The following is a 26,016-nucleotide window of genomic DNA, read 5'->3' as shown; positions in this document are numbered from 1 at the left end:
ATTCCAAAGCCTCCTCATACCCCTATAGAGTATGATAATTTCTATAAAAAGAAAAGGCATTGGAGCTTATGGCATCCCCATAACAGCTCCAAGCCTTATTACTGTGCTTCAAATTAAACTACATCATACCCTTGCTCTTCAATAGCTTCTTTAATAGCTCCAAGGCTCACCTTGTTCTCATCATACTCAACGGAAACTTTTTTAGCTGCAAGATCAACTTTAGCAGTAGCTCCAAGATTACCTACAGCCTTCTCTACAGAGTTGACACAGTGACCACAAGACATTCCTTCGACATTTAATGTAGCGTTCGACATTATTATTACCTCCAGTAAATGTTATGAAGCTATGCTTAAGAAGCATTAGCTTATTATTTCATTAATTTGTTAACCGTGATTAGCAGCTCATCGATAACCTCATGTTCACCGGCTTCGATTCGTTCAACAATACAACTCTTCATATGCCCTTCCAGCAGCATCTTACCAACACCGTTTAGTGCCGCTTGAACCGCTGCGAGCTGATTGAGCACATCGTCACAATAAGTATCCCGCTCTATCATACCCTTTATCCCGCGGATCTGGCCTTCAATCCGGTTGAGGCGAGTATTCAAACCATTTTTGAAATCTGTCGAATGATGACTCATTCGTTCTCCAGATACTGAAGAATGACAGTCAGCTTCACAGGATTTCTCAGTTTGTTCTTGCTTACTAGTAGACATAAGGATCAGCCTCCTTGCCAATAATATAATATACCCCCGTAGGGTATGTCAAGAGATGTTCTTTATTTCCTATCCCCTAAATCCCATTTTTTCAAGCATAAACGCCTTCGGTATCTATATAAGGACGGTTAGCGTTTAAGCAGAAATATAAGACATATAGTATGGTGTGAAACTTATACTTCTTATATTTTAAAAAAACTATTGCTACCCTATTCAAATTTGAATATAATAAATTTTGCTTCTAACCTATGAACATTTTTTGAACGGATTTATCACTATTAGAAAAAGGAGCCTGCGAAGCATGCATACTAAAGAAAGTAATCTTAAACTCGTAGTTATCGGCCTGCTGCTCGGTATTCTGATGTCCGCGATGGACAATACCATTGTAGCTTCAGCTATGGGAACCATTGTTTCCGACCTTGGCGGTCTGGACAAAATCGTATGGGTCACTTCGGCCTATATGGTCATGGTAATGGCTGGGACCCCAATCTTCGGCAAGCTCTCGGATATGTATGGACGTAAACGTTTCTTCATGTTCGGACTGATTGTATTCCTGATTGGCTCAGCACTGTGCGGTACTGCAACCAGTATTACACAACTCAGTATTTACCGGGCTATTCAAGGGATCGGCGGCGGTGCACTAATGCCTATCGCCTTCACTATCGTTTTCGACATTTACCCGCCTGAAAAAAGAGGAAAGCTGACTGGCCTATTCGGTGCCGTCTTCGGAATCTCCAGTGTACTCGGACCATTATTAGGTGCATATATTACCGACTATGTAGGCTGGCAATGGGTATTCTACATTAACCTGCCGCTCGGAGTTATTGCACTGTTTCTGATCGCAACTTCGTACAAAGAATCGATCTCTCACGCTAAACAGCGCATCGACTGGGGCGGAGCCTTCACTCTCGTCGGCGCCATTATCTGCCTAATGTTTGCGCTAGAACTGGGAGGCAATCAATACGCTTGGGATTCCAGTGTCATTCTCGGCTTATTCGCCGGCTTCGCTGTACTCTTGCTGGCATTCATCCTCATTGAGAGAGTGGCGGCTGAACCTGTTATCTCGTTCGCGATGTTCAGTAAACGGTTGTTTGCAACAAGCAGTGTGACAGCCTTGTTCTATGGCTCTGCCTTTATCGTAGCCACCATCTACATTCCTATCTTTGTACAGGGCGTATTTGGCGGCTCCGCTACGAACTCTGGACTGATCCTCATGCCGATGATGATCGGTACGGTCGTGGGCAGTCAGACCGGTGGGCTACTTACAACCAAAACCAGCTTCCGCAACATTATGATCCTATCCGCTGTCTGTTTTGTAGCAGGTGTCTACAGTCTAAGCACTTTATCACCAGATACCTCCCGTCTCATGCTTAATGTATTCATGGCCTTAACTGGATTCGGCGTGGGCTTCTCCTTCTCCGTGCTAAGCATGGCGGCTATCCATAATTTCGATATGCGCCAACGCGGTTCGGCAACTTCAACAAGTACCTTTATGCGCTCGCTTGGGATGACGCTGGGGATTACGATCTTCGGTATTATTCAGCGTAACAACTTCACTAGCAGCATTAGCGAAGCTTTTGGCGGAAGTGAGCAGTCAGCAGCCTTCGGCGATCCACGGGCAGCCCTGACACCTGAAGCAAGAGCCAAGATTCCACCTGAAATTTTGGAGAAAATATCTAGTGCACTGTCCTCTTCAATCGCACATACCTTTATGTGGGCCATGATTCCTGCCGTCCTTGGTTTAGTCTTTGTGCTGCTGATGCCGAAAGACCGCCTCACCATCCCGAGTAAAACTGCTCAGGCGTCCGAGGGTAAAAGGTAATTATATGTCGATGAAATTGGCTATTCTCGGACTATTGCTTGAACGAAATATGCATCCCTATGAAATTACACTAGTCATGAAAGAGCGCTCCATGGACCGGATTACAAAGCTCCAGCTTGGGTCTCTCTACTACGCTGTCGATAAACTTGCACAAGATGGTTATATCGAAGCTTTAGAAGTGATTAGCAGCAGTGATCGCCCAGACAAAACCATTTACGGTATTACTGAGCAAGGTAAAAATTTATTCGAGCAGTTAATTCTACAGCAAATTAAAAAGAACGAGCCCTTCTATCATCCGATGTATATGGCTCTAGCCATGTCCCGTCATGTTGATCAAAACAAGGTGGAGAAGCTGCTCGAAGAACGTATTCGGGAAACCGAACATCAGGTGAATCTGGCTTATCAGGTATATGAAGAACATATTCCTATTGTTCCTCGTTCCGCCCTTCATCTCATGTACGGCACCTATGAACACACCCTTATTGAACTAAAATGGCTGCAACGTCTCTATGATGATGTTGTAGCACGCAAGTTGAATGACATTGGAACACCACTTAATACAGAGTAGAGTCCTTAGGGCCTCTACTCTTTTTTTGCTTTTCCAGAGACAATAAATACCATACTAGAATCTAAGCGTGTACAATATGTACGTGTACGCAATCATATTTCCCTGGGAGGAATCACATTGTTGAGAACGCTGCCTTTAAACAAGCGCGGTATACCAGCCAGCCGTATTGCTCTAGGTTGTATGGGATTTGGTGGGGGCTGGGATCATGAACCGATTACCACCGAGAATGTTAAGCAAGGACATGCAGCCGTCGACGCTGCACGATCTATTGGTATCAATATGTTTGATCACGCAGATATTTATACCCGTGGTAAAGCCGAGAAGGTATTCGGTCAGATCTTTAAAGAACGCCCAGGACTCCGCGAAGAAATCATTATCCAATCAAAGTGCGGTATTAAGCTAATGGAGCCTGGAGACAGTTCTAATGTCTTTGATTTCTCAAGCCAGCATATTCTAAGCAGTGTGGATGGAATATTATCACGACTAGGAACGGAATATATTGATATTCTGCTGCTGCATCGACCTGATCCTTTAATGGATCCGGAGGAAGTGGCCTCCGCATTACATCAATTGAAGACAGCTGGTAAGGTTCGTCATTTCGGCGTCTCCAATATGAGTGCAGCGCAGATCAAAATGCTGCAAGCCTATTGCGATGAACCTTTTATCGTAAACCAGCTACACATGAGCCTAGCCAAGCTCAGCTGGGTCGATGCTGGAATCAGTGTAAACCGTGAACCTTGGAAGGATATTACCTTTCCCGAAGGAACCCTTGAACATTGCCGAATGGAGAACATTCAGCTTCAAGCTTGGGGCCCACTCGCACAAGGCATATTTAGCGGACGTTCATTAGAGGATCAGCCAGAGAATATCGTCCAGACAGCCGCCATGGTTAAACAAATTGCAGATAAAAAAGGAACAACACCCGAAGCCATAGTGCTATCCTGGCTAATGACACATCCGGCAGCTATTCAGCCTGTGATTGGGACTGTGAATCCGCAGCGCATCGCTGCCTGCGCCGATGCGGACAAGCTGGAGCTTACTCGAAAAGAATGGTATGACCTATATGTTAGTTCACGTGGTACTCGTCTTCCCTAACTGAACCCACAATTAAAACTCGCAAGAATTCTTAATAGCCTAATCGCGCTTCACGCGCGATTAGGCTATTTTTAATGCAGTCGCCTCTTATATCGTTCTTTATTGCGAATAAAAATAGATATCAAGCGATAAACCGAGATAAATAGAGATAAATTAACATTATCGTTCTTTATAGAGTACAAATGAGACTTATTGACAGTTTTCTTTTCAAATTATTCCATGTATTATTCATTACAGAAGTTGTTCTTAATAAAGAACAATAATAACGAACCAAAGTAACTCAAGACATTGAGGGGAGGTATTCCTCTGAGACCCAGATCAGCAAAAAGAAGGCCTAAACGAAAGAAGCAAATCGGATTACGTGTTCTGCAATCAGGAATGGCTGTCTCCGTCTTGTTTCTGACTACCTCGCAGCAAGTGGGTAGTACCTATGGTGGTTTTGGAGCTACTGCGCAAACCACTAGCACCATTAGCTTTTGCGAAGTATTTCCAAACTCGATCAAGGGGCTTCTAACAGAACTCAAAGATCATATCGAAAGAGCTACTGCTTTAAAAGGATCTCTGCAAAGCTATACCCCTTCAGGCAGTCTCTCAGACGTTTCGGGAATAGAAGGCATGACGCTGGATGAGCTTGATGTCGCAGCGCAAGAGATTTCCACACAAATCTCCGCACTTCAATCTCAAATCAATGGCGTGAATGAGCAACTGGCCACCAACAGCCAAATTTGGAACGAAATCAATGGTGAGCTGAACGCAGCAGCAGCCGTCCTATTCCAGATTGGAGGATATATGACCTCTCTAGATTCAAACTGTCTAGAAATCAAGGATGAACCATTCTTCAGAGAGCTGCAAAGCAGCCTAAATCAAAGTGGGGTAATCTCTGAATCTCTAAATGCTTCATTAAAGGGAGTTATCCAGTACCTAAACTCCATACACGACATCGGCCTTCCATTTGCTTCGGTAGTGACCAGTGATGTATATGGACAACCCGAGTTACGCAATGAGGCGTTTCAGCAGCCGTTGCCTTTCCTGATTCCTTTTAGTCAGCCGGCCGGCAATATCTCTAGCGAACTGACCTCCACTTATGAGAATCTCAACACTGAAATGAATGACCTTAAAGAATCCGCTACTTCAGGAATCAGCAATCTTCAGAGTCAGCTCCAATTGATCAGTCAAGCCCGTGAACAACAATTGGAAGCCCTTGAGAAAGCCCGATTAGAGGCGCTGGAACAAGCGAAGAAAGAAGAAGAGCGTTTGGCCCTGGAGAAGAAGGAAAAGCAAGAAGCCGAGGACAAAGCGAAAGCAGAAGAGAAAACAAAAACGGAAGTGACTCCACCGACAGGTGAAGCAGCTCCAGAAAACATAAATAAAGAACAACCTGAAGCCCCAGCCACTAACCCAGTCGTTCCGGGAGTTGGTGAAGAGCCAACGATTCCACAAGATGTACCACAGCAAAAGGTTCCTCAGGAGACGCCAAAGGCGGAAGATACAACCTCTTCCCCACCGGCAGCAACACCAGCTCCTGCGGCCCCTCAACAAGACAAAGGTGGAGAATAATATGCGGATTAAAAAAATGATCAACAATACATTATCGAGCATCATGCTTGTCATCTTTATCCTGCTGGTGGTAGCTGTAGTTTTATCAAAGGCCTCCGGCGGTGAACCTGCCTTCTTCGGATACCAGATCAAATCCGTACTCTCAGGTTCGATGGAACCAGGGATTCACACCGGATCGATTGTCGCTTTAAAACCCGGAGGAGATATGAATCGCTTCAAAAAAGGCGATGTTATCACCTTTAGAAATGAAGAAAACCTGCTCATTACTCACCGTGTTGTGGAAGCAACAATGAACAACGCTACTGGTGAAGCCATGTATCGTACGAAAGGCGATAACAATGATGCGCCTGATATGAACCCTACCAGTTCAACGAATGTTGTAGCTGAGTATACCGGGGTTACCGTACCTTACGTAGGTTACGCTATGAATTTCGCAGTTTCCAAAGCTGGAAGTGTCGTGCTCATGATCGTACCAGGCTTGATGCTCCTGCTCTATGCCCTGTACTCATCATGGAAGGCTGTAGCTGCACTCGAAAAGAAAAATGCTGCTATACTGCCCACCTCTCCACCCCCAACTGAAATACAGTAATCCGTTGATTGTCCGCTTCCGCTTACGAACCGGAAGTTACAATATATAAATTTTATAAAAAAACCACAAAAACCGAGGAGGAATTTTAATTATGGGTATCAAAAAAACATTGGGTCTTGGCGTAGCATCTGCAGCACTGGGTTTATCATTGATTGGTGGAGGAACCTTCGCTTACTTTAGTGACACTGCACAAAACACTTCTACATTCGCTGCAGGTACACTCGATTTGAACTCCGACCCTTCTGTTATCGTAAATATCGCAAACCTGAAGCCAGGTGATACTGTATTTAAAACCTTCAAATTAAAAAATGACGGTTCCCTCGATATCGGATCTGTTCTTCTTAAGACAAGCTACTCCGTTAATGATGTGGGCGGTAACAACAACGGTGTTGATTTAGGTAAATCCATTAAAGTTAAATTCTTAACAAATCTTGATAAGAGTAATATATTTCAAGCCGATAAAGTAGTTTATGAAACAACACTAGCCGATTTGAAAGCTTTGTCCCCTGATATCGTAGAAAGAAAGTTTTTACTCAGTGAAGCAGCTGGAATTAAAGCCGGTACTAATGATACATTCGCAGTCCAATTTGAATTTGTTGATGATGGCCAAGATCAAAACTATTTCCAAAAGGATTCATTAACACTAACTTGGGATTTCTTTGCTAAACAAGGCAAAGGAACTGACTACTAATCTAATAAGTCTTCCATTCGAAGAGCAGCAGATTCTTATTCCGGAAAGCGGATAAGTAGATGCTGCTCTTCTCTTTACAATAAACTTTGTCGAATTTATCGATATTTGCTATACTAATAACAAAAAATACGGAGGGGCGTCAGCATAGTGGCACAAAATATGGGCCAACGTATCCAGCATCTCCGCCTAGAAAAGGGATTCTCCCTATCTGAGCTTGCGGACAGAGCGGATGTTGCTAAATCGTATCTTAGCAATGTGGAGAGAAACATCCAATCCAATCCTTCCATCCAGTTTATCGAAAAGATCGCCGATGCGCTTCAGGTATCCATCCATGCTTTGCTCTATGGAGAGCCTAATGATGCTGAGGAATCGCCTTTAGATTCGGAATGGTTCCGATTGGTGCAGGAAGCTATGGCCTCAGGCATAAGCAAACGCGAATTCAAGGAGTTTCTGGACTACCAGAAATGGCGCCTGGATCAGAAGGACTAATCCTTCATCTGATCTAATAAGATCCTCTTCTACTCATACTATCAAACATAAACGCCTTCGCCCTCCTAACATGGATGGCGAAGGCGTTTTATATTCTAACCATGTATCGTGTACAACTTATAGAAAAAGGGCACAGCGATTTATCGCCATGCCCTTTTTCGGTATATAACGCTCTAATGTATTACTGCACGGCTTGCACAGTCTTCTCCTGAAAGAATCGACGAATTTCATCTGCCTTTATGCCAGCCTTCTTAGCTGCTAATAATAAATGTACCCACTCTACGTCTACATCAATAACCTGCTGTTCTCTGTTGCTTCCCTGGTTGGACTTGTCCAAAAAATCTCCTCCTAAGATTTTACGTCCCCAGGCAATCCGGCTGTCATAGTATTTCTACCTTAGACCCGCGACTTTGTGCCCCTGTCTTTCGGCAGGTTTACCTTTTACTGGACCCTTTACACGAAAGGATCTACTTCAAAAAGGATGAAAAACGCTAACTGCAATAACATTATACTATACTAAAGTGGAAAAGTGTGTCGATTTCTGATTAGTTTTTCCATTAAAAAACAAAAAATAGAAGCTCTTTTCTGTGATATCTTGTCCTATTAACACGATACTCGTCCTATTCATAAAATTAATTAAGCCAATATAATGATGCTTCCTTCCCTATTAGTTAAAAATAAGGATATTAGAATCATTTTAGTGGGCCTTAGGAATGGGTAATGAGAAGAAACAGCGTTCTTTTCATTAGAACAAGCTAACCCATACCATTTTGCGAACGTATTGGACGAAAGAATGAATTGATTACACGTGTGGAAAGTAGCACAATAAGATGAGAAATGAAACCGCAATCATCACAGCTCCAGTAAGCGTTGACACAAAATGTCACGTATGGAGTTCATCCGTTAAGGAGGATGTATTCATGGCAGCCAAAGAGCCCTATAACGAATCCATTTGGAGTAAGTATTACGGACCCAATTTAGGCTACATTCAAGAAAGATATGAACAGTTTGTGAAAGATCCATCCACCGTAGAGAATAATTATCGCGAGCTTTTTACAAATTCGGGTCCCCCACCCCTAACACCGGACAGCGAACCGGCTCCACAGCCTCGCATTTCGGGAGACACCGAATGGCTTAGAAAGGCAGTAAGAGCTTCCAAGCTAATCGCTAATATTCGTATATATGGCCATATGGCCGCTGATATTGATCCGCTTGAGCGTGATCACAATCCCATGGCTAAATATCTCGAACTCGAAACCTATGAGCTGACTCGTGAGGATCTGATCGCACTACCTGCCACGCTCATTTGGGAGAATGCCCCGAATGATGTGCATACCGGATGGGATGCAGTTCAGCGTATGCGTCAGGCTTACACCAAGACGATCGCCTATGAATTCGGGCATGTGCATGAAGAAGAAGAACTGAAATGGTTGAACAGACAGGCAGAATCCACAAGCTCACCAGCGCCTTTAAATAATACAGAACGTAAAGAGCTGCTAAACCGCCTGATCCAAGTCGAGCAATTCGAAACCTTCCTCCACAAAACCTTTGTGGGTCAGAAGCGTTTCAGCTTGGAAGGCAATGACGCTCTCGTACCGATGCTCGATGAAATCGTACGCGCTGCTGCGCATGACGGTGCAGAGCATATTCTGATGGGCATGGCGCATCGTGGTCGCCTCAACGTTCTTGCCCATATTTTGGGCAAACCTTATGATATTATATTTTCAGAGTTTCATCATTCTCCAAACAAGGAGCTTTTCCCTTCCGAAGGCTCTACAGGCATTAACTATGGCTGGACGGGTGATGTGAAATACCATCTCGGTGCAGACCGCGCTGTTCGCGAAGGAGAAACCGTACGCACAAGAATAACACTAGCGAATAACCCAAGTCACTTGGAATTCGTCAATCCTGTCGTGGAAGGCTTCACTCGTGCTGCTCAAGAAGATCGGAGCACAGCCGGATTGCCGAAGATTGATACCAGTAAAGCTATAGCGGTGCTAATGCATGGCGACGCTGCTTTTCCAGGTGAAGGAATTGTTGCAGAAACACTTAATATTGGCAAACTTCAAGGTTATCAGAATGGCGGGACGATCCATATCATTGTTAATAACCGGATCGGCTTTACGACAGAAAGTGAAGACTCCCGTTCAACGCATTATGCGAGTGACATCGCAAAAGGATATGAAATTCCAATTATCCATGTCAACGCTGATGATCCCGATGCCTGTATATCAGCTGTTCGTTTAGCTAGCGCATATCGCAATCAATTCAAAAAGGATTTCGTTATTGATCTCATCGGTTATCGTCGTCATGGACATAACGAAATGGATGATCCTGAAACTACACAACCTATCGTGTACGGCAAGGTGCGTAATCATCCAACCGTTTACAAGGTGTATGCGGAGCGGCTACAGCGTGAGAAAATCCTTACAGCTGAAGATGTACAAAAGATGCACATTGAAACAGAAGGCGTATTGCAACGTGCATACGATAGTATGAAGGAAGGCAATCACAAGAAAAAAGAACCAAAAGCCTTCGTTCCTCTTCAAACAGAGCGCTCAGCGGCAGGGACTACAGCCGTACCGATCTCCAGTCTGCAAGAGATTAATCGTGAGCTACTAACCGTACCTGATGGATTCCAAGTCTATCCGAAACTGGAACGTATTCTGCAGCGTCGCAAGGATGCATTGAATGAGGGTGAAAAGGTCGACTGGGCACTCGCCGAGTCTCTCGCTTTCGCTACCATCCTGAAGGATGGAACGCCAATTCGACTTAGCGGTCAGGATGCACAGCGCGGCACCTTTGCACACCGCCATCTAGTACTGCACGACAGCAAAACAGGAGAATTATTCTCTCCGCTTCATCAGCTAAGTAATTCCCGTGCTTCCTTTGGCGTATATAACAGTCCGCTATCTGAAGCTTCTGTGCTAGGTTTTGAGTATGGATATAATGTGTTCGCACCAGAAACTTTCGTCATCTGGGAAGCACAATATGGCGACTTCGCCAATGCAGGTCAGGTTATATTTGATCAATTCATTGCCGCCGGACGTGCGAAATGGACACAGCGCAGCAATCTCGTCGTCATGTTACCGCATGGTTACGAGGGACAGGGACCCGAGCATTCCAGTGGTAGATTAGAACGCTTCCTGCAGTTATCCGCGGAAGAGAACTGGACCGTTGCCAACTTGACCACCGCTTCTCAATATTTCCATGTCTTGCGGCGCCAAGCTGCTTTATGTGGACAGGAAGACGCTAAACCACTGGTGATTATGACGCCGAAGAGTCTCATTCGTAATTCGCGCAGCACATCTGCCGGTACTGAGCTCGCCTCCGGACAATTCCAGCCTGTGTTAGCAGAGCCCCTGCTAGGCCAGAAACCAGGTGAGGTCAAACGTCTGGTAGTCTGCAGCGGTAAAGTAGCTATCGACATCCAAACAGAGCTAGAGGCTGCTTCAGACAAAGGTTGGTCATGGCTACATGTACTACGCTTGGAGCAACTCTACCCGTTCCCAGAAGTTGAACTGAGTGCTCACTTAAGCTCCTTCACCTCCCTTCAGGAAATTGTCTGGGTGCAAGAAGAGCCGAAGAATATGGGCGGATGGAGTTATACCGAACCTCGGTTACGCGCCATCGCACCGAACAACACTAGCGTAAGATATATCGGACGTCCTGAACGTTCCAGTCCTGCGAGTGGTTATGCAGATGTTCATAGCTTTGAACAGCGTAGAATTGTTTCAGAGGCCCTAAAAGCAAATTCACAAGTACAAACAGCTGTACCATCCTCTTAAGAGGATGGTATCACAATAGCGTAAACCATTATGTTTGGGGAGGTAACGGCCTGTGTCAGAAATCTTAGTACCCGATCTGGGAGAATCTATATCCGAAGGAACCATCTACAAATGGCTGGTTAAAGAAGGCGACACGGTAGGTCAAGGTGATGTGCTTGCTGAGTTAGAGACGGATAAAGTCAATTTGGAAATTAGTGCGGAGGTGGAGGGTGTCATCTCCTCCATCCTGCGTCAAGCGGGCGAGAACGTAGCCGTGGGCGAAGCCATCGGCATCATTGGAGCCGCTAGCGGCAGTACACCGCAGGCCGCTGAGAGCAAAGCGCCTGAAGCGGCACCGGCAAGCGGCACCGCAGCAGCCGCACCTGTAGCAGCGCCCGAAGTCGCTGTAGCGGGTGGCGAAAGCCCCGCTGCACTGGCATCGCCGGGCGCACGCAAGCTGGCACGGGAGCGCGGCATCGACCTCGGCGATGTTAGCGCCCGTGATCCTATCGGCCGGATTGGTCAGGCCGATGTGTCGGGCCATGGTGCAGCAGCGCCACAGGCCGCTGCACCGGTAGCTCCGGCGGCGCAAGCCAAGCCGGAGCCAGCGAAGCCGGCAGCGAGCAAAGCCGCTCCGGACGATGGCAAGCACGTGGAGCGCAAGCGCATGTCGCGCAGACGGCTCACGATTGCCAGCCGCTTAGTTGAAGCGCAGCAAACTGCAGCCATGCTGACCACCTTCAACGAGGTGGATATGACCGCGATCCTCGACATCCGTAAACGCCGTAAGGATGCGTTCAAAGAGAAGCATGAAGTTGGACTAGGCTTTATGTCCTTCTTCACCAAAGCTGTGATCGGAGCACTGAAGACCTATCCACTGCTGAACGCTGAGATCGACGGTGAAGATCTGGTCGTTAAGAAGTTCTACGACATCGGTATTGCAGTTGCAGCTAAGGAAGGTCTGGTGGTTCCGGTTGTCCGTGACGCGGATCGCCTAAGCTTCCCGGAAATCGAACGCCAAATTGGCGATCTCGCTTCCAAAGCACGCGCCAATACACTCAGCCTCTCCGAGCTACAAGGCGGAACGTTCACCATCACAAACGGTGGTGTATTCGGTTCCCTGTTATCCACTCCGATTCTGAATACGCCTCAAGTGGGTATTCTAGGGATGCATAAGATTCAATTGCGCCCAATCGCGCTGGACGAAGAAAGAACCGTTAACCGCCCAATGATGTACATCGCCCTTTCCTACGATCACCGGATCGTTGACGGCTCTGAAGCGGTTAGCTTCCTTGTCAAAGTGAAGGAATTGCTGGAAGATCCCGAAGCGCTGCTGCTGGAAGGCTAACCCTGATCGATCTTTCGACTTAAGAATATAAAAAAGGTATCCCTAAAGCTTCGCATTAGGGATACCTTTTTTTATATCTGAATCAACTTTTGAGATGAAGTATTTCGTAAGTACAGGGTGAATCATGAATCCTTAGTTTAGAAAGCCCGGCGCTGTCAGCAATGCTTCCTACCTTGCATATGATCTAACTGTATTTTGTACACTTATTTATTTCTGATCTCCCATATCCTCTTCCTTCATTGCATTCTCTACAACTAAAATCGCAAAAACGTTTATTTCCACTAATCTAAGCATCAATAGCTGTATTAAATACAACTACAGGGCTTATATAAAGGTATTAGTTAACTTTAATTGTATATAGTACAACTAACTTAGCGCATGCAACTACAAAACTACAAGAATCTACTTCAGCAGCTCACCAGCCACCTGAAGAAATTGCTCCTTGGTCAAAATCTTATCTCCGTAGCTAGTGAGCGTATAATACGCATCCTGCTTCTCGTTATACCAATTCAGATAGTCGTAACTGACCTCTTTCTTTACTACTTTGTTATAAACAACCTCCGTACCTGCTACTACAATCTTATCCGCTTGATTCTCAGGTTCTTGCTCCACGAACACTTTCCCGCCATGCATGATCGTGGCAGAGATACTTATAAAAGCATTATTCTTCGAATAAATTGCACTGATCCAGCCTGGTTCCGACCATGGAATAGCCTTCATAAATATATTATGGCTCCCCTTCTCTTTGTTCACCTGGGCTGTAAGATCTTGTAATGTCTCCTGGTATCGAGAACTTTTCTTATCTGCATCCGTTGTCGGATAATTAGGGTATATAACCCCATATTTAAAAGCATACCCTGATGCCATTGCAGGAAGCATCGGTGCCTCTGTCCGTTTGATTTCCTTTAAGAAATCAGAGTATACGCCTATCCGCTGCTCTTTATACTTAAATTGCAATTCTGTCGCCATGCCTTCTGCACCTGCTTTGTTGTTCATCAAATATGCAATCAGCTCACCCGGTTTAGCAAATGTATCGGCTTGCTGCGCATATTTATCATAGGAGGCTACTCCTGCCGATTCATTCGGGGCAACATGCTGGACCTTCACTACGCCTTCACTATTGCGGATCTGGATATATTCCGATGCAGCATAGGCTGTCACAGAGATCAGCAGGAACAATGCTAACATACTGGCAATTGCCGTTGTTTTATTCATCATCCGCAGCGAAAAAGACCGCTTTCGAGAGGATATGCCATGGATACGACCCATGACCTTCTCTTCTACATCGATTTTACCCAGAAGTTCATTGCCGGCCGAGGCATAGATTATATCTTGGTATTCATCGCTGATTGTGGTTCGTTCCATTTGATCTCCTCCTCCAATTTTATAGCTTCCTGCACCTTCCGCTTGATCCGGTTCATTCTCTTCGTCAGTGCATTCGGACTGACCCCAAGAATTTCGCCTATCTCTGCATAAGTCTTCTCTTCAAAGACCCGCAAAATAAGCATATTCCTCTCTTCCAGCGATAACTGTGTTAATGCGGCTGACAATGAGGGATTAAACAACCGATCATCCAGCTCTTGTTCAGGACTTGCAGACATAAAATCAGGCTTGAAGATACTCATGACCCGCTTTTGCAAACGGCGTCTGCGCAGCAGGTTTAAACAATGATGATACGCGATACGATAAAGCCATGCCGAGAAATGCATTTGCAATTTGTATTGATGGATAGATTGATAGCCCTTTACCAAAATATCCTGAACTGCGTCCTCCGCATCCTGCTTGTTCTCTAACAAACGATAACAATAGCGATAGATCGGCATTTGAAAAGCTTGGACAATAAAAGCATACTGGTCGGTATTGCCTTTTTGCACACTAGCTATGCACTCTTCCAATTCCTTGGGGTCTAACAAATCCTGTGGCGATGTAAGCACCTCCTTACCCTTTATATCTTCTATAACACTTGAGCCTAGAAAAAAGTGCCTATGTACACCAAAATCGGAGCAAATCAGTATAAACCTTTGTTACACAGAAGTAATTCCAGCGTGATATAGAATGTTTAACAGACCAAGGAAACCTTATTTCAGAAAAATATGCAGTTTCCGCCTACAGTCGGACTCAAATGCTGCCATTTGCTCAAATTCACTCCAATTATACACATTTAGAGGCTAATAAGAGCTATGCAGTCTGTATAGCTCTTAGACTCCACAGGTATTTTTTGGGGCACACTCCACGTACTGAACACACTTCTAACCAATAAAAAAACGTACAACTGTTGTCAGTTGTACGTCTTTTATAAATATCCTTAAGCCGTCCGTTCTGTAGCTTTGAGCCGAAGCGCCTTCTTCTCTTCCGCTTTCTCCACTGGCGGTTTTAGCGAAATCGCGATGATGCAGGCCAGCAGACACAAGAGACCAAAGATCACGAAAGTAGGTTTAAACCCGCCCAGGAAGACGGCGATGAACGAACCGGAAAGGGCTCCAATACCGAAACCTTGATATACGATTCCATAGTTCTTACTGTGATTTTTAAGACCAAAGAAGTCACTGACAATCGCCGGGAACACTGTAATGTTACCCCCGAAACAGAATGCAATGGCTGCTACACAAGTGAAGAACAGTCCGAAATTCAGCGTCGCATAGCTAAGGGTCAGCATAGCGGCTGCCGTTACTGCAAGCGAAGCACCTACCAGCTTCAAACGGCTCATTTTGTCAGACAAGGCACCCAAGATTAAACGCCCTGCTGTATTAAAAATTGCAATCATCGCCACGGCATTAGCTGCTGTCTGTACATCAAGTCCAGCCAGCTGCACCCCGATGTCTTTAACAATACCGATCAAATACAGGCCACACATACAAGCGGTAAAGAAAATGATGAATAACAGATAAGCTTCTTTTGTACGTAGCATTTCTTTTACCGTGTAGTCCTTCGGTTTAGCGATAGTCGAAGCTGATGTTGCACCCAGTGATGCCGTTTGTACTGGAGCTTCTCTGACAAGTAAGGAACCGATTACAATCATCACCATAACAATCATGCCCCAATACATAAACGTATTAGATACACCCACCGAGTCGATCAAACTACCATTGATATATTTAAATATCAAGCTCCCCGTTCCGTAAGCACCCACGGACACACCGGAGATTAAGCCTTTATTATTCGGAAACCATTTAATTAAGTTAGATAATGAAGTGATATAAGCTGTTCCGTCTGCAAAACCAACGATTACCCCAGCCAATATATAGAACATTAGCAGCGAATTCGCCTGAGAGCTAAGAATCAATCCTAGACCAAGCACAATCCCTGCGGTGGCAGTTAACCGGCGAAGACCAAAACGATCCTGCAATTTCCCTGCGAACAAAGTCGCAAAAGCGAGTGCAAAGCTCGTGATCGAAAACGTAATCGAAACAGCGTTAAGCTCCCATCCGAATTTTGTTACCAGATGTGCATTGAACAAGCTCCATGTATAAATGGTACCTAGACCCATCTGCATAATTACGGTTCCTAATACGATAAGCCACCGTTTTGCGTTTTTGTTGTCTTTCGTCGAAGTCATGGTCTATTCCTTCTTTCTCTCTCGTGATGTGCTACAAGAGCTTCTATCGCCTCTTTATTGTAGCTAAACCAGCGGATGTTGAGAGAAATCTGGCATGAAATGACGCAAATGAAGAATGAACTGCATTTATAAGCGCATGATCTGCCTGAATTCTTTTACCTTACTGCGACTTACGGGCACCTCAAACTCCAAATCATGCAAACGCAGCAAATACGTATTGTTGAACCAAGGGATGATTTCCTTGATTTTGGACAGGTTAACGATATAGGAACGATGGCAGCGAAAAAAACGATCCTCCGGCAGTCGATTATAAAAATCGCTGATGCTGAGCGCCATACTATATTCCTCACCTTTAGTTATTACGCTCGTACTTTTCTCTTGTGCGGAGGCGTAATAAATATCGTCGGCATTCACTACGATAATCTTTTCGTTTTTCCACAGATTCACCTTATCACTGACGGGATTACGTTCCTCTTCCCCCTGTCTTCCACGAGCAACGAATGCCCCCTCTAGCTTGTGCAGCATAGCTTTAATGCGAACCTCACTGTAGGGTTTAAGAATATAGTCAAACGCTTCAATCTCAAATGCCTCAGCGGCATGCTCCTTATACGCAGTAATAAACACTATATAAGGTTTTACCGAGAATCTGCTAATATTCTGAGCCAGCAGCACTCCGTCTATCGAGGGAATGTTAATGTCCAGAAAGATCACATCTACCGTCTCAACCTGTAAAAATTTGAGTGCATCCAGCCCATCTTCAAATTGTGCGGCAATATCGATCCCGCTATGTGTTTCTATTAAATAAGCCAGCTCCTGTCTTGCCAGCTCTTCATCCTCTACGATGATCGCTCTCATAGCCCCTCCTTTTTGACATCAAAAAAGATGTCCGTCCCTTTATCCAATCTCTGAATGGTAAGTCCTGTCCCATAGATCAGCTTGACCCGTTGATGTACATTAAATAGTCCGATTTTATTCTCCGGCATATCGCCAGCATAGACCTTCTCTATGGTATCTTCGCTGATGCCAGCTCCGGTATCCCGAATGCCAACCCGCACATGATCGCCTTGATCTTTTACAGAAATCGTTACCGTTCCCGTCCCTCTTACCTTTAGTATGCCATGGATGATCGCATTCTCTACAAGCGGCTGAATAATCAGACTCGGAATCCGAACTTGAACCTCATCAATATCATAAAGCACGTTAAGACGGCTTCCGAAGCGCGCCTTTTCAATCTCAACGTATTGCTGGACCTGCTGTAGCTCTCGTTTAATGTCGATAAATTCATCCGTCAGCTCCAGATTGTATCTCATATAACCGGACAGATTCACGATCAACTCACGCGCCTTATCCGGATTAATCCGGATCGAGGACGCAATCGCGTTCAGCGCATTGAACAGAAAGTGTGGGTTAATGCTTGTCTGCAGCGCCTTTAGCTCCGCTTTGTTCGCCATTTCTTTAATGCCCTCAACCCGCGATACTTCCATTAGCGTAGAGATCATTTGCGACAAACCTACAGCCATAGCTTGTAAAGAATAAGTGATCTTGTGGGCTCTGGTGTAATAGATTTTGAGCGCTCCCGTCACTTCACCTTTTTCCTTCAATGGAATAATAATCAGCGATTTAATCTCCGGATTCACATAATCACTATCGTCGTTACGGATCGTAATTTCACCACTGGACAACGTCACTTTCGTTTCTTCGCTTATAATTTCATTGGTCGTAGTATAATCCTCTTCTCCAACACCAACGTAAGCGAGAATGAGTCTTGTATCCGAAATAGCTACAGCGTCTGCACCGATATCTTCTTTGATAATTTGGCAGATGGTACGAAGCGACTCGGGATTAATATTGCGAAAATATGGCAAGGTCTTATTGGCAATATCCAGTGCCAGCTTGGACTGCTTCGCTGCAATCCGTTCCTTTTCACCTTCCACACTCTGCACTAGCATGACAATCAGACCAACACTAATCTGGCTCATAATCATCGGAAAAGCAATTTTGGACACGATATCCACACCCAGCGACGACGGTTCGGCCATCACTAGAATGAGTAGCATCGTCAGGGCTTCACAGGCCATCCCGGCCAAAATACCGGCCATCCAGCGACGTTCACCTGAAGTGCGGCGGTATATTACTCCTGACACAATCCCTGCGGTAATACTCGTAATCAGACAAGGAAGAGAGGTTACCCCTCCAATATCAATTAGAAAACGGTGAACCCCTGAGATGATGCCTGTTATGAGTCCTACCCATGGCCCGAACAAAATCCCACCAGACACGATGGCGATAATTCGCACATTCACAAGCGAGCCTTCCACATTAATCCCACTATAGGTACCAAAGATAGCGAATAAACTGAAGATCGTCGTCGCTATGGCAAGCTCCTGCGGGGCGTAGGTTCCTTTTTGAAAAATCTCTTTAAACCGCGGCAGACGAGTCAGCACGAACAGACACATCAGCAGTAGTGCAGCTCTTTCGAATAATTGCAGTAATATCGTAAACGTATATTGCACGGTCTCCGCCTCCAAAGGACTAGATGTCGACTTATTATAAAGATAGTTCATGCCTCTGTCCATTCAGCCTATCCTTTAATACCTCTATTGAAACTCTTGTTGTATGATAGGAACAGAATAAAAGCATACATATACGGAGGTGGGCGGTTTGCAAAAATTAGAACATGAGGCAGATATCATACAGCTTGTACAAAATGATCCCTGGATGATGGATATATTAGAGAATGCTAGATCGCTGCAGTTACCTGACTGGTGGGTTTGCGCCGGCTTTGTGCGTGCAAAAATTTGGGACACCCTTCACGGCTTCGAAGAACGGACACCTTTGCCAGATGTTGATGTTATTTATTATGACGACAGCAATCTTCAAGAGGAGGTGGAGAAGGATTGGAAGGCGAGACTACGAAGCCTGAATCCTGCTATTCCCTGGTCTGTTAAAAATGAAGCAAGAATGCATACCGTCAATCAACTTCCACCGTATACATCAGCTGTTGATGCGATATCCAAGTTTCCGGAAACCGCTACAGCGCTTGGACTCTCCCTAGATCCATCAGGGAAAATCCTCCTAGTCGCTCCACACGGAATTTACGATGTTATTCATGTAGTATTACGACCTACCCCACATTTTACTGAAAACCCGAGCTTACTCCCTATTTATGAACAACGCGTTATTAAAAAGAACTGGCAGGCGACGTGGAAACAGTTGCAGATCAGCGCTACCTAAAATAACAAAAAGCAAGCCCCTAATATAGCAGGGCTTGCTTTTCTGGTTTTATTACACCGCCAAATCGATACCTACTACACCAACGACATCTCCCTGACGATTCTTAATCGCTCTGGATAATGTAACACAAGAACGCTTCGTAATCGCAGATACATAAGGCTTCGAGACATATTGACCTTCATTTATGGCCCCATTCCACCAATCACGCCGCTTGGCATTCAAGAGGCCAGCCGCTGGCTCGGAAAAGATAAAGGTCCCATCCGTCCGATTGGACCAAATGGCTTGTACATCCGGAATTTTTTTAATGTAAGAGGTCAAAACACCTTGATGAACTTCAGTATCTGGGTCGTACAGTTCTTCCTTAGCTGAAATTGTCTCCAAGAGACTCTGCATTTCTTGAAGCCGGGCTGCATATTGGCTCATCTCGATTTCTTCTCGACCCGCAATGCCGGTAACCGACTGCTGCAACGATTGCGACTCGGCTAACAGATTGGCGCTGACTTCGTTCAGCTGCCCGATCTGGCTCCGCTGCCGTGTCACCTGTTCCAGCGTAAGATCCACATTGGCAATCGTCTCATTCACGATAGCCACTGCCCCACTCAGTTCCGTCGTCACTTCAACTATCAGCTTGCCCTGCTTCGCGGCAGCATCGATGGTTTCCGTTACTGCGCTGCCTACCTCATCGACTCTCGAAGCAATATCATCGAGTCGAAGCTTCACCGTGCCGACCTCGTTCACCCCACGTTCCACTGAAGCTTGCTCTTTCGTAACGGATTCCAGCACCTGCTGTACTCCGTTATTAATGTCGAGCAAGATGCCGGAGGAACGATCGACCGAGCTCTTGCTTTGATCAGCCAGCTGCCGAATCCGGCTGGCCACCACCGCAAATCCGCGGCCCTGTTCTCCGGCCCGGGCCGCTTCTATGGAAGCATTAAGTGCTAGCAGCGAGGTCTCATCCACAATTCCGTTAATAAGCGTATTGATCTCTTCTACCATCGCAATATGATTACTCAAGATAGTAAACTTAGCTAACATGTCCCCGCTCTGCATCTGTAAATCCTTCATCACAGCATCTGCGATGCTCAAGGAATCTACCATGGTTGTCATTCCTTGACGGGCATATTGCATATTTGACCCCAGTCTCTCCGTCAACTCTTCGATATGTGTGGTAACGGATGCTACTCCGCCCATTGTCCGATAAGCATCTTCAATGTTAGCTTTAGCTTCGTTACTGCGAATCCGCAAATCCATTTCATATTCATGTGAATAATCAGCTGTCCGCTGCAGCTTTTCTGTATGACGGCTGATTTCTTCGAGTGCACCATGCAGTCGGTCCGAAGTAACTACAATCTCATTGCCAAGCAGCTCCACCTTACTATTAGCTTCCTTCAGCAGTACTTCTTTACGATAAACGTAGCGGGACAAATTTAGCAGGACCCAGCCTAGAGAAGCCATAAGCAGGATGATTACCAGCTTATGAATCCAGAACATGTCTATCAACAAACTGTAAACACTGACAAGGAGCAACAGGACGACTACAAAAATCTGGCTTCGACGAATCTGCATCATTATTCCCACTCCACTCGATTGATGTTATGTATTCTAACATTATATCAGCAGAGTTAATTAAAGGAAATACTTTCTATACTATTCCTTTTCGATCAGTCCTTCCACACGCAAATCCATATTTATGGAGGACCTATACCAACGTTACCGTAATATACGAATATATTTGGAGATAATTGGTCGAGAGGGAATCCGTAATTATTGTCGAATATATAAGCAAATTGCCACTGGAAAAGAGGAACACATTATGCATACTACATCTCAAACTCCTCGTCAGACCCATTGGAATCGCGTGCTGCTCAATGCATTCTGGATCATCCTGATTGTGGATTTAAGTATTCATATGTTTGTTTCTCAATGCTTATGGGGCCAACATTCGGATACCCTAACCAGAGGAGAGTTTATTACTCAGTCGCTGATTCCTGATTCCGTCATATTGACTTTGATCATTATTCTGGAATTTATCTATAGATGGAAACCCCAATGGTCCGAGCTAGCTATTACAGTAGCGAGCCATTTATTTGCGCTTCTTATTATCATCAATCTCAATGATGAACTGTATGTTAAGTCATTAATTATGCTGCTGCCGCTGCTTGTATCCATGATCTATATGAAGTCTAGTTATATGATAGCCTCTTCTGCTGTTTGTCTACTGTACACGATCATTTTATTCATCAAGGCATCTAATCACGGGTATGTCCCTATCACCCAAACTATCATTATTGTTCTTATTTTTGCTGCTACTGCTTTAGCAGGCTTTGCAGTTATCGGTCGCGGGCGTGATTTGATGCGATCCCTGGAGAACTCCGTAAAGTCAGAACAGGAGTTACGCATTCAGAATATAATCATGGACCGGCTATCCAAGATCGATCCTCTGACGGACCTTTATAATCATAAGACGTTTCATGAATACTTAGGATGGCTGATCGATCATCAGCAGAGTAATCCATTTCCTATGCAGCTAGCCGTCATGGACATCGACAACTTCAAAAAAGTAAATGATTCCTATGGGCACTCCGTTGGAGATATCGTATTGCAAAAGGTTGCAGCGATCCTCCTCGAGCATGTCGGTCCTGATGATTTCGCGGCTCGCTTTGGCGGGGAAGAATTTGTCGTCATTCTGACTTCTAAGACCCTTGATCATTCTCATGAGATTATGAAGCATATTCTAACGTCCATCTCCGATACCCCCTTTGCGGAAATGAACGACAAAAACATAACCGTCAGTATCGGTATGCACGATTTTATAGGTACAGATTCCAAAAACTCTACATTTCAGAAAGCAGACGATGCACTTTATGAGGCTAAGAACACCGGGAAGAACAAAATCGTAATCAGCTAAAGGCCGAACACAAGCAAAAACGCCTTCGGCGTCCCTAATGGACGGTAAGCGTTTTTGTGTTCATCTGCTTGAATCTGACTGCTGTATCCCATAGCGCCTCTGTGTTTCTAAAAGCTCTTCGACTGCCTGCTTTGGCACAGGTCTGCTAATCAGGTAGCCTTGGATCTTGTCGCAGCCTAATTGCTTGAGCACATCCATCTGAATGACCTCTTCTACACCCTCTGCTACAACTTTCAGTCCCATATTATGCCCCAACTGTATAATGGACTGCACAAAAGACTGGCTGTCAGCTTTTTCTGAAAGCGAATCAATAAAGGTTTTATCCATCTTGAGCGTTGAAATCGGCAATTGCTGCAAATAGCTAAGTGATGAATAACCCGTTCCGAAATCATCCAAGGCGATACTAATGCCCTTAGACTTTAGAAACTGCAGCTTACCCAGAATACTCTCAAATGATTTCATAAAAATAGACTCGGTGATTTCCAATTCAAGGCAGCTTGGATTTAGGCCACTTACTGCCAGACTATCCTGTACCCTCTCGATAAAATCGTTCTGGAATAGCTGAATAATCGAAATGTTGACCGATATTTTATAAGGAACACCAGTACGATCTTGAATACCTTTCATAAAGATGCAAGATTCGCGAAGCACCCATTCACCAATATCGATGATCAGTCTGGAATCCTCAGCAATTTTTATAAAAGAAAGTGGAGATACAGAACCGAGAGATGGGCTGTTCCAACGAATTAAAGCTTCAAAGCCAGAGATGAATCCGGATTCGATATCCATCTGGGGCTGATAGTTCAGTTCAAATTCATTATTGTTCATAGCACTGCGCAAATGTTTCTCTATATTCATTCGTTCATTAAACGCTGTATGCATCGATTTGTCATAGACTACATAAGTTCCTTTGCCATCCTCTTTAGCACGGTACATCGCCACATCCGCATTACTCAAAATTTGCTCGGCCGTCTCTCCATCCTCTGGATAAAAGGAAATTCCGATGCTTAGCGAGACGTACAGATTACTCTCTCCTATTAAAAAGGACTGCCTGAACGCTCTCATTATACGCTCTGCCAGACGCAATACAGCCTCACGATCCTCTGTATCTTTAATAAAAATAACAAATTCATCTCCACCTAGCCGTGAGAGCATATCTCCTTCCCGCATCAGTGACTGCAATCTCTCACTTGCCTTCCGGATGAGTACATCCCCGGATTTATGACCTAGGGTATCGTTGATGTATTTAAAATTATCTGAATCCAGAAACAGCAGTGCAAATTTCCCTCCCGGATGCTTTAGATACTTCTCCATGGTCTCCAGCAGACATAAACGGTTAGGTAAGTTACTAAGCGCATCCACATAAGCCAGACGATGCATATGTTTCTGATTGTCTAGAAGCATATTATATTGTACTAGAAGCTCCTGTTGAGTAGTCGCGAGCTGCTCATAGGTCGCCCCAAGCTCTTGGTAGCTGTTGCTCAGTTTAAGCTCCGCTTGCTTCCGTTCGCTGATATCAATCAAGGAGCCCATGAATAACAGAACTTTATCCTTTGGATTAACGGTAGCCTTACCCCTAACCTCAAACCACACGATTTGATTATCTTTGGTAATCATGCGGAACTCCGTTTCGAAAATAGGTGTGACACCCTTCAGGTGATCTTGTTTAAGCTTGAGGGTTGTAGCAAGGTCTTCCGGATGAACAATACTAAGCACTCCATCTTCAAACGAATTGATTTCATCCTTCGTGTAACCCATGAGTTCATACCATCGATCCGATAAATTAAAGTGTCTCGCCTCCAAATCAAACTCCCACATATACGCACCAGAACCTTCTGTGGAGAGCCGAATACGCCTTTCACTGATTTGTAGCTTATTAAATTGCTCCTGTAGATCGATCTCTGTCGCTGAGAGCTCTTCGTATGTAGCTTCCAATTCTCTATAACTTAGCTGTAGCCTCAGCTCATTTTGTTTACGATTATCGATATCCACACCTACAAGGACAAAGATATCGGCTGCTTGCTTATCAAGTCCTTTTAATAAGGCTGTCCGGAATGAGAAATATCGCGCTTCAGATGACTGGTCTGGGAGCTTAATTTCTACGTTGCTGACATATTCGAGACGTATGGCCTGCTTCAGTAGATCCCGGATTATAGCCGTGTTGCCTTCCAGACCTGCGATATCCTCAATATTTACACCCAGTACCTCTTTTTCACTTAAACCCGTCATCTGTTCAGCGAATTTATTAAACCGCACTACCTTTTTATCTGCCTGCACCGCCCAAACTACCATGCCACTATGCTCTATAACATCTTCAAAAAATTGATGCTCTGAATAAACAGCACGCCGTAAACGATTAATATTCATTTTAAGCAGGACTCCACCCAGGATAAGAAGACAGAATAGAAGGATTGCTCCGTAAACCCATCTTTTGTGGATCATACCTTTATAATAATCTGAATGAACGAAAAAATAGTTCTGGTACAGCTCTTCAAAAGCACCCGAATGCTTCAATTCCCCCAATCTCTCGTTAACATAAGAAACTAACTCCGGTGCAGACTTATTGATTGCAAAAGCTACATCCCTGGGATAAAGATCATTTATTTCCTTAATAATACTGTCTGTCTTCCCCTGTTCAACGAGCAGATAATCGACCACCTCCTGATTCTCAAATAGAAGGTCGATCTCCCCTTTTTCTAAAGCCTCCAAGGCTTCAGGAATCGTAGCAAATTCTACGTAATCATTAATTCCCAATTTGCCGTTCAGTACTGTTTCAGAATACTGCCCGTTTCCTAGACCTATCTTATAACCTCCAAGCTTATTTAAATCGATCTTACCCTTAAGCCCTCGCCTTGCGTAGATGGAAATATAGCTTTTGAAAACAGGATCTGAAAATAACAACTCTTGTTTTCGTCCTTCCGTTACTGCCATTAGACCCGCTGTTTCGATATCACCCTGAACGAGCCGATTATACACATCAGGCCACTTCCCTGTACTGTAGTGGACATCGAAATCCTGCTTCTCAAAGATCATATTACTCAATTCAATATCAAAACCGGTCATGTACCCATCTTTTATATATTTATAAGGTGGATATTCCAGCTCTACTTGATATTCGATCTCCTTTCTTTCGGCGTGAAGGGCAGTAGGAGGTAAGAGCATAAATAAAATGCTAATCAGAAGCAACAGTCTGCACTGCTTCATCGCTCGTTCCCCCTTTTTACTGAATTTACAGTAATATCCTAAATGTTATTCGACAAAATATGGCAATACCCCTGCTTTTTCTTTCCTCGTCACATAATATACGCAAATCCCATCAATGAACCCTTCCCTTTGTAAATTATATAAAATTACGGATGCTACATTTTTATATTGCTTTTTAGATGGAAAATGTGGATAATAGCAATAATGATACAAGTTGATAATGATTATCATTATTAAATAAGTTATTGATTTCACTTTACTATATTTAAGTTAAAAGGAGACTGATCACCCATGAACGTTACCTCTACCCGAACAACACTACAGGTTGACGATTATCTGGATCTGCTCAATCTTGCCGTTAAAGTTGGAGATTTAAAATGGCAAAAAGAAATTAAATCCAGATTGCAATACATTCTCTGTCTGCCGACAAGATAACCTTTCTGAATATTCGCCGCATTCCTTTTAGGGAATGC

The 26,016-nt window shown here is 44.5% G+C and carries 22 protein-coding genes and 1 riboswitch; of the genes, 12 read left to right on the top strand and 10 right to left on the bottom strand.

The features are described from left to right. Window positions 1–113: 113 nt before the first annotated feature. Entirely contained in the window at window positions 114–314 is a 201-nt protein-coding gene (gene copZ / locus MHB64_RS02005; protein WP_042184300.1) for a copper chaperone CopZ, read from the bottom strand. Window positions 315–367: 53 nt separating this feature from the next. Then, window positions 368–640, bottom strand: coding sequence for a metal-sensitive transcriptional regulator (locus tag MHB64_RS02000; protein ID WP_256989783.1), 273 nt, complete (start codon window positions 638–640; stop codon window positions 368–370). Window positions 641–1,016: 376 nt separating this feature from the next. Between MHB64_RS02000 and MHB64_RS01995 the strand changes: the two genes are divergently transcribed. The 7 genes from MHB64_RS01995 (at window position 1,017) to MHB64_RS01965 (ending at window position 7,526) form a co-directional block, all read left to right on the top strand. Beyond that, a complete protein-coding gene (locus MHB64_RS01995; RefSeq protein ID WP_094869660.1) occupies window positions 1,017–2,537 on the top strand; it encodes an MDR family MFS transporter in 1,521 nt (506 codons plus the stop codon). A gap of 4 nt (window positions 2,538–2,541) precedes the next feature. Further along, the gene (locus tag MHB64_RS01990) at window positions 2,542–3,105 is read left to right on the top strand and encodes a PadR family transcriptional regulator (RefSeq protein ID WP_042184294.1); all 564 of its coding nucleotides are present in this window, start codon (window positions 2,542–2,544) and stop codon (window positions 3,103–3,105) included. 117 nt (window positions 3,106–3,222) lie between these two features. Then, window positions 3,223–4,200, top strand: coding sequence for an aldo/keto reductase (locus MHB64_RS01985; protein ID WP_256990484.1), 978 nt, complete (start codon window positions 3,223–3,225; stop codon window positions 4,198–4,200). 288 nt (window positions 4,201–4,488) lie between these two features. Next, window positions 4,489–5,757 (top strand): hypothetical protein, encoded by a 1,269-nt coding sequence (locus tag MHB64_RS01980; RefSeq protein WP_179281564.1) that lies wholly within the window; start codon window positions 4,489–4,491, stop codon window positions 5,755–5,757. Between the two features lies 1 nt (window position 5,758). After that, window positions 5,759–6,346: a signal peptidase I SipW gene (sipW, locus tag MHB64_RS01975; protein ID WP_094869658.1), complete on the top strand. Its 588-nt coding sequence runs from the start codon at window positions 5,759–5,761 to the stop codon at window positions 6,344–6,346. A 91-nt stretch (window positions 6,347–6,437) separates the two neighbouring features. Then, window positions 6,438–7,037, top strand: a complete 600-nt coding sequence (locus tag MHB64_RS01970; protein WP_094869657.1) for a TasA family protein — start codon at window positions 6,438–6,440, stop codon at window positions 7,035–7,037. 159 nt (window positions 7,038–7,196) lie between these two features. Further along, window positions 7,197–7,526, top strand: a complete 330-nt coding sequence (locus MHB64_RS01965) for a helix-turn-helix domain-containing protein (protein ID WP_256989782.1) — start codon at window positions 7,197–7,199, stop codon at window positions 7,524–7,526. 181 nt (window positions 7,527–7,707) lie between these two features. Here MHB64_RS01965 and MHB64_RS01960 read toward each other — a convergent pair whose 3' ends face one another. Further along, window positions 7,708–7,863, bottom strand: coding sequence for an anti-repressor SinI family protein (locus tag MHB64_RS01960; RefSeq protein ID WP_143812120.1), 156 nt, complete (start codon window positions 7,861–7,863; stop codon window positions 7,708–7,710). Window positions 7,864–7,890: 27 nt separating this feature from the next. After that, window positions 7,891–7,975, bottom strand: a riboswitch (cyclic di-GMP riboswitch). A 471-nt stretch (window positions 7,976–8,446) separates the two neighbouring features. Between MHB64_RS01960 and MHB64_RS01955 the strand changes: the two genes are divergently transcribed. Continuing rightward, window positions 8,447–11,314, top strand: a complete 2,868-nt coding sequence (locus tag MHB64_RS01955) for a 2-oxoglutarate dehydrogenase E1 component (protein ID WP_341133604.1) — start codon at window positions 8,447–8,449, stop codon at window positions 11,312–11,314. A gap of 52 nt (window positions 11,315–11,366) precedes the next feature. Then, complete coding sequence (gene odhB, locus MHB64_RS01950; protein ID WP_341133603.1) at window positions 11,367–12,641, top strand: 2-oxoglutarate dehydrogenase complex dihydrolipoyllysine-residue succinyltransferase; 1,275 nt, start codon at window positions 11,367–11,369, stop codon at window positions 12,639–12,641. Window positions 12,642–13,043: 402 nt separating this feature from the next. Here odhB and MHB64_RS01945 read toward each other — a convergent pair whose 3' ends face one another. From MHB64_RS01945 to MHB64_RS01925, 5 genes are all read right to left on the bottom strand, one after another. Further along, window positions 13,044–14,006 carry a hypothetical protein gene (locus MHB64_RS01945; protein WP_341133602.1) on the bottom strand — a complete coding sequence of 321 codons (963 nt, stop codon included), beginning with the start codon at window positions 14,004–14,006 and terminating at the stop codon, window positions 13,044–13,046. Further along, window positions 13,967–14,575, bottom strand: a complete 609-nt coding sequence (locus MHB64_RS01940; protein ID WP_094876722.1) for an RNA polymerase sigma factor — start codon at window positions 14,573–14,575, stop codon at window positions 13,967–13,969. The genes MHB64_RS01945 and MHB64_RS01940 overlap by 40 nt, the downstream gene beginning before the upstream one ends. Window positions 14,576–14,946: 371 nt before the next feature. Beyond that, window positions 14,947–16,197, bottom strand: coding sequence for an L-lactate MFS transporter (locus MHB64_RS01935; RefSeq protein ID WP_094869651.1), 1,251 nt, complete (start codon window positions 16,195–16,197; stop codon window positions 14,947–14,949). Window positions 16,198–16,323: 126 nt separating this feature from the next. Then, window positions 16,324–17,052 (bottom strand): LytR/AlgR family response regulator transcription factor, encoded by a 729-nt coding sequence (locus MHB64_RS01930; RefSeq protein WP_094869650.1) that lies wholly within the window; start codon window positions 17,050–17,052, stop codon window positions 16,324–16,326. Continuing rightward, on the bottom strand, window positions 17,049–18,653 hold the full coding sequence (locus tag MHB64_RS01925) for a sensor histidine kinase (protein ID WP_341136041.1): 1,605 nt from the start codon (window positions 18,651–18,653) through the stop codon (window positions 17,049–17,051). Before MHB64_RS01925 ends, MHB64_RS01930 begins: the two co-directional genes overlap by 4 nt. Before the next feature lie 262 nt (window positions 18,654–18,915). Between MHB64_RS01925 and MHB64_RS01920 the strand changes: the two genes are divergently transcribed. Then, complete coding sequence (locus MHB64_RS01920; RefSeq protein WP_341136040.1) at window positions 18,916–19,431, top strand: nucleotidyltransferase family protein; 516 nt, start codon at window positions 18,916–18,918, stop codon at window positions 19,429–19,431. 51 nt (window positions 19,432–19,482) lie between these two features. Here MHB64_RS01920 and MHB64_RS01915 read toward each other — a convergent pair whose 3' ends face one another. After that, window positions 19,483–21,000 (bottom strand): methyl-accepting chemotaxis protein, encoded by a 1,518-nt coding sequence (locus MHB64_RS01915; protein WP_341133601.1) that lies wholly within the window; start codon window positions 20,998–21,000, stop codon window positions 19,483–19,485. 244 nt (window positions 21,001–21,244) lie between these two features. Between MHB64_RS01915 and MHB64_RS01910 the strand changes: the two genes are divergently transcribed. After that, the gene (locus MHB64_RS01910) at window positions 21,245–22,339 is read left to right on the top strand and encodes a GGDEF domain-containing protein (protein ID WP_341133600.1); all 1,095 of its coding nucleotides are present in this window, start codon (window positions 21,245–21,247) and stop codon (window positions 22,337–22,339) included. Window positions 22,340–22,399: 60 nt separating this feature from the next. On the opposite strand, the gene MHB64_RS01905 is transcribed toward MHB64_RS01910, so the two are convergent. Then, a complete protein-coding gene (locus MHB64_RS01905; protein WP_341133599.1) occupies window positions 22,400–25,543 on the bottom strand; it encodes an EAL domain-containing protein in 3,144 nt (1,047 codons plus the stop codon). Window positions 25,544–25,834: 291 nt separating this feature from the next. Here MHB64_RS01905 and MHB64_RS01900 point away from each other — a divergent pair, with 291 nt between their 5' ends. Further along, window positions 25,835–25,978 (top strand): hypothetical protein, encoded by a 144-nt coding sequence (locus MHB64_RS01900; protein WP_167348483.1) that lies wholly within the window; start codon window positions 25,835–25,837, stop codon window positions 25,976–25,978. The last annotated feature ends 38 nt before the right edge of the window (window positions 25,979–26,016 follow it).

It is taken from the genome of Paenibacillus sp. FSL K6-2859 (assembly GCF_038008265.1).
In the GTDB taxonomy this organism is placed as follows: Bacteria; Bacillota; Bacilli; order Paenibacillales; family Paenibacillaceae; genus Paenibacillus_AQ; species Paenibacillus_AQ nitricinens.
This window is presented reverse-complemented; position numbering and strand designations above follow the sequence as displayed.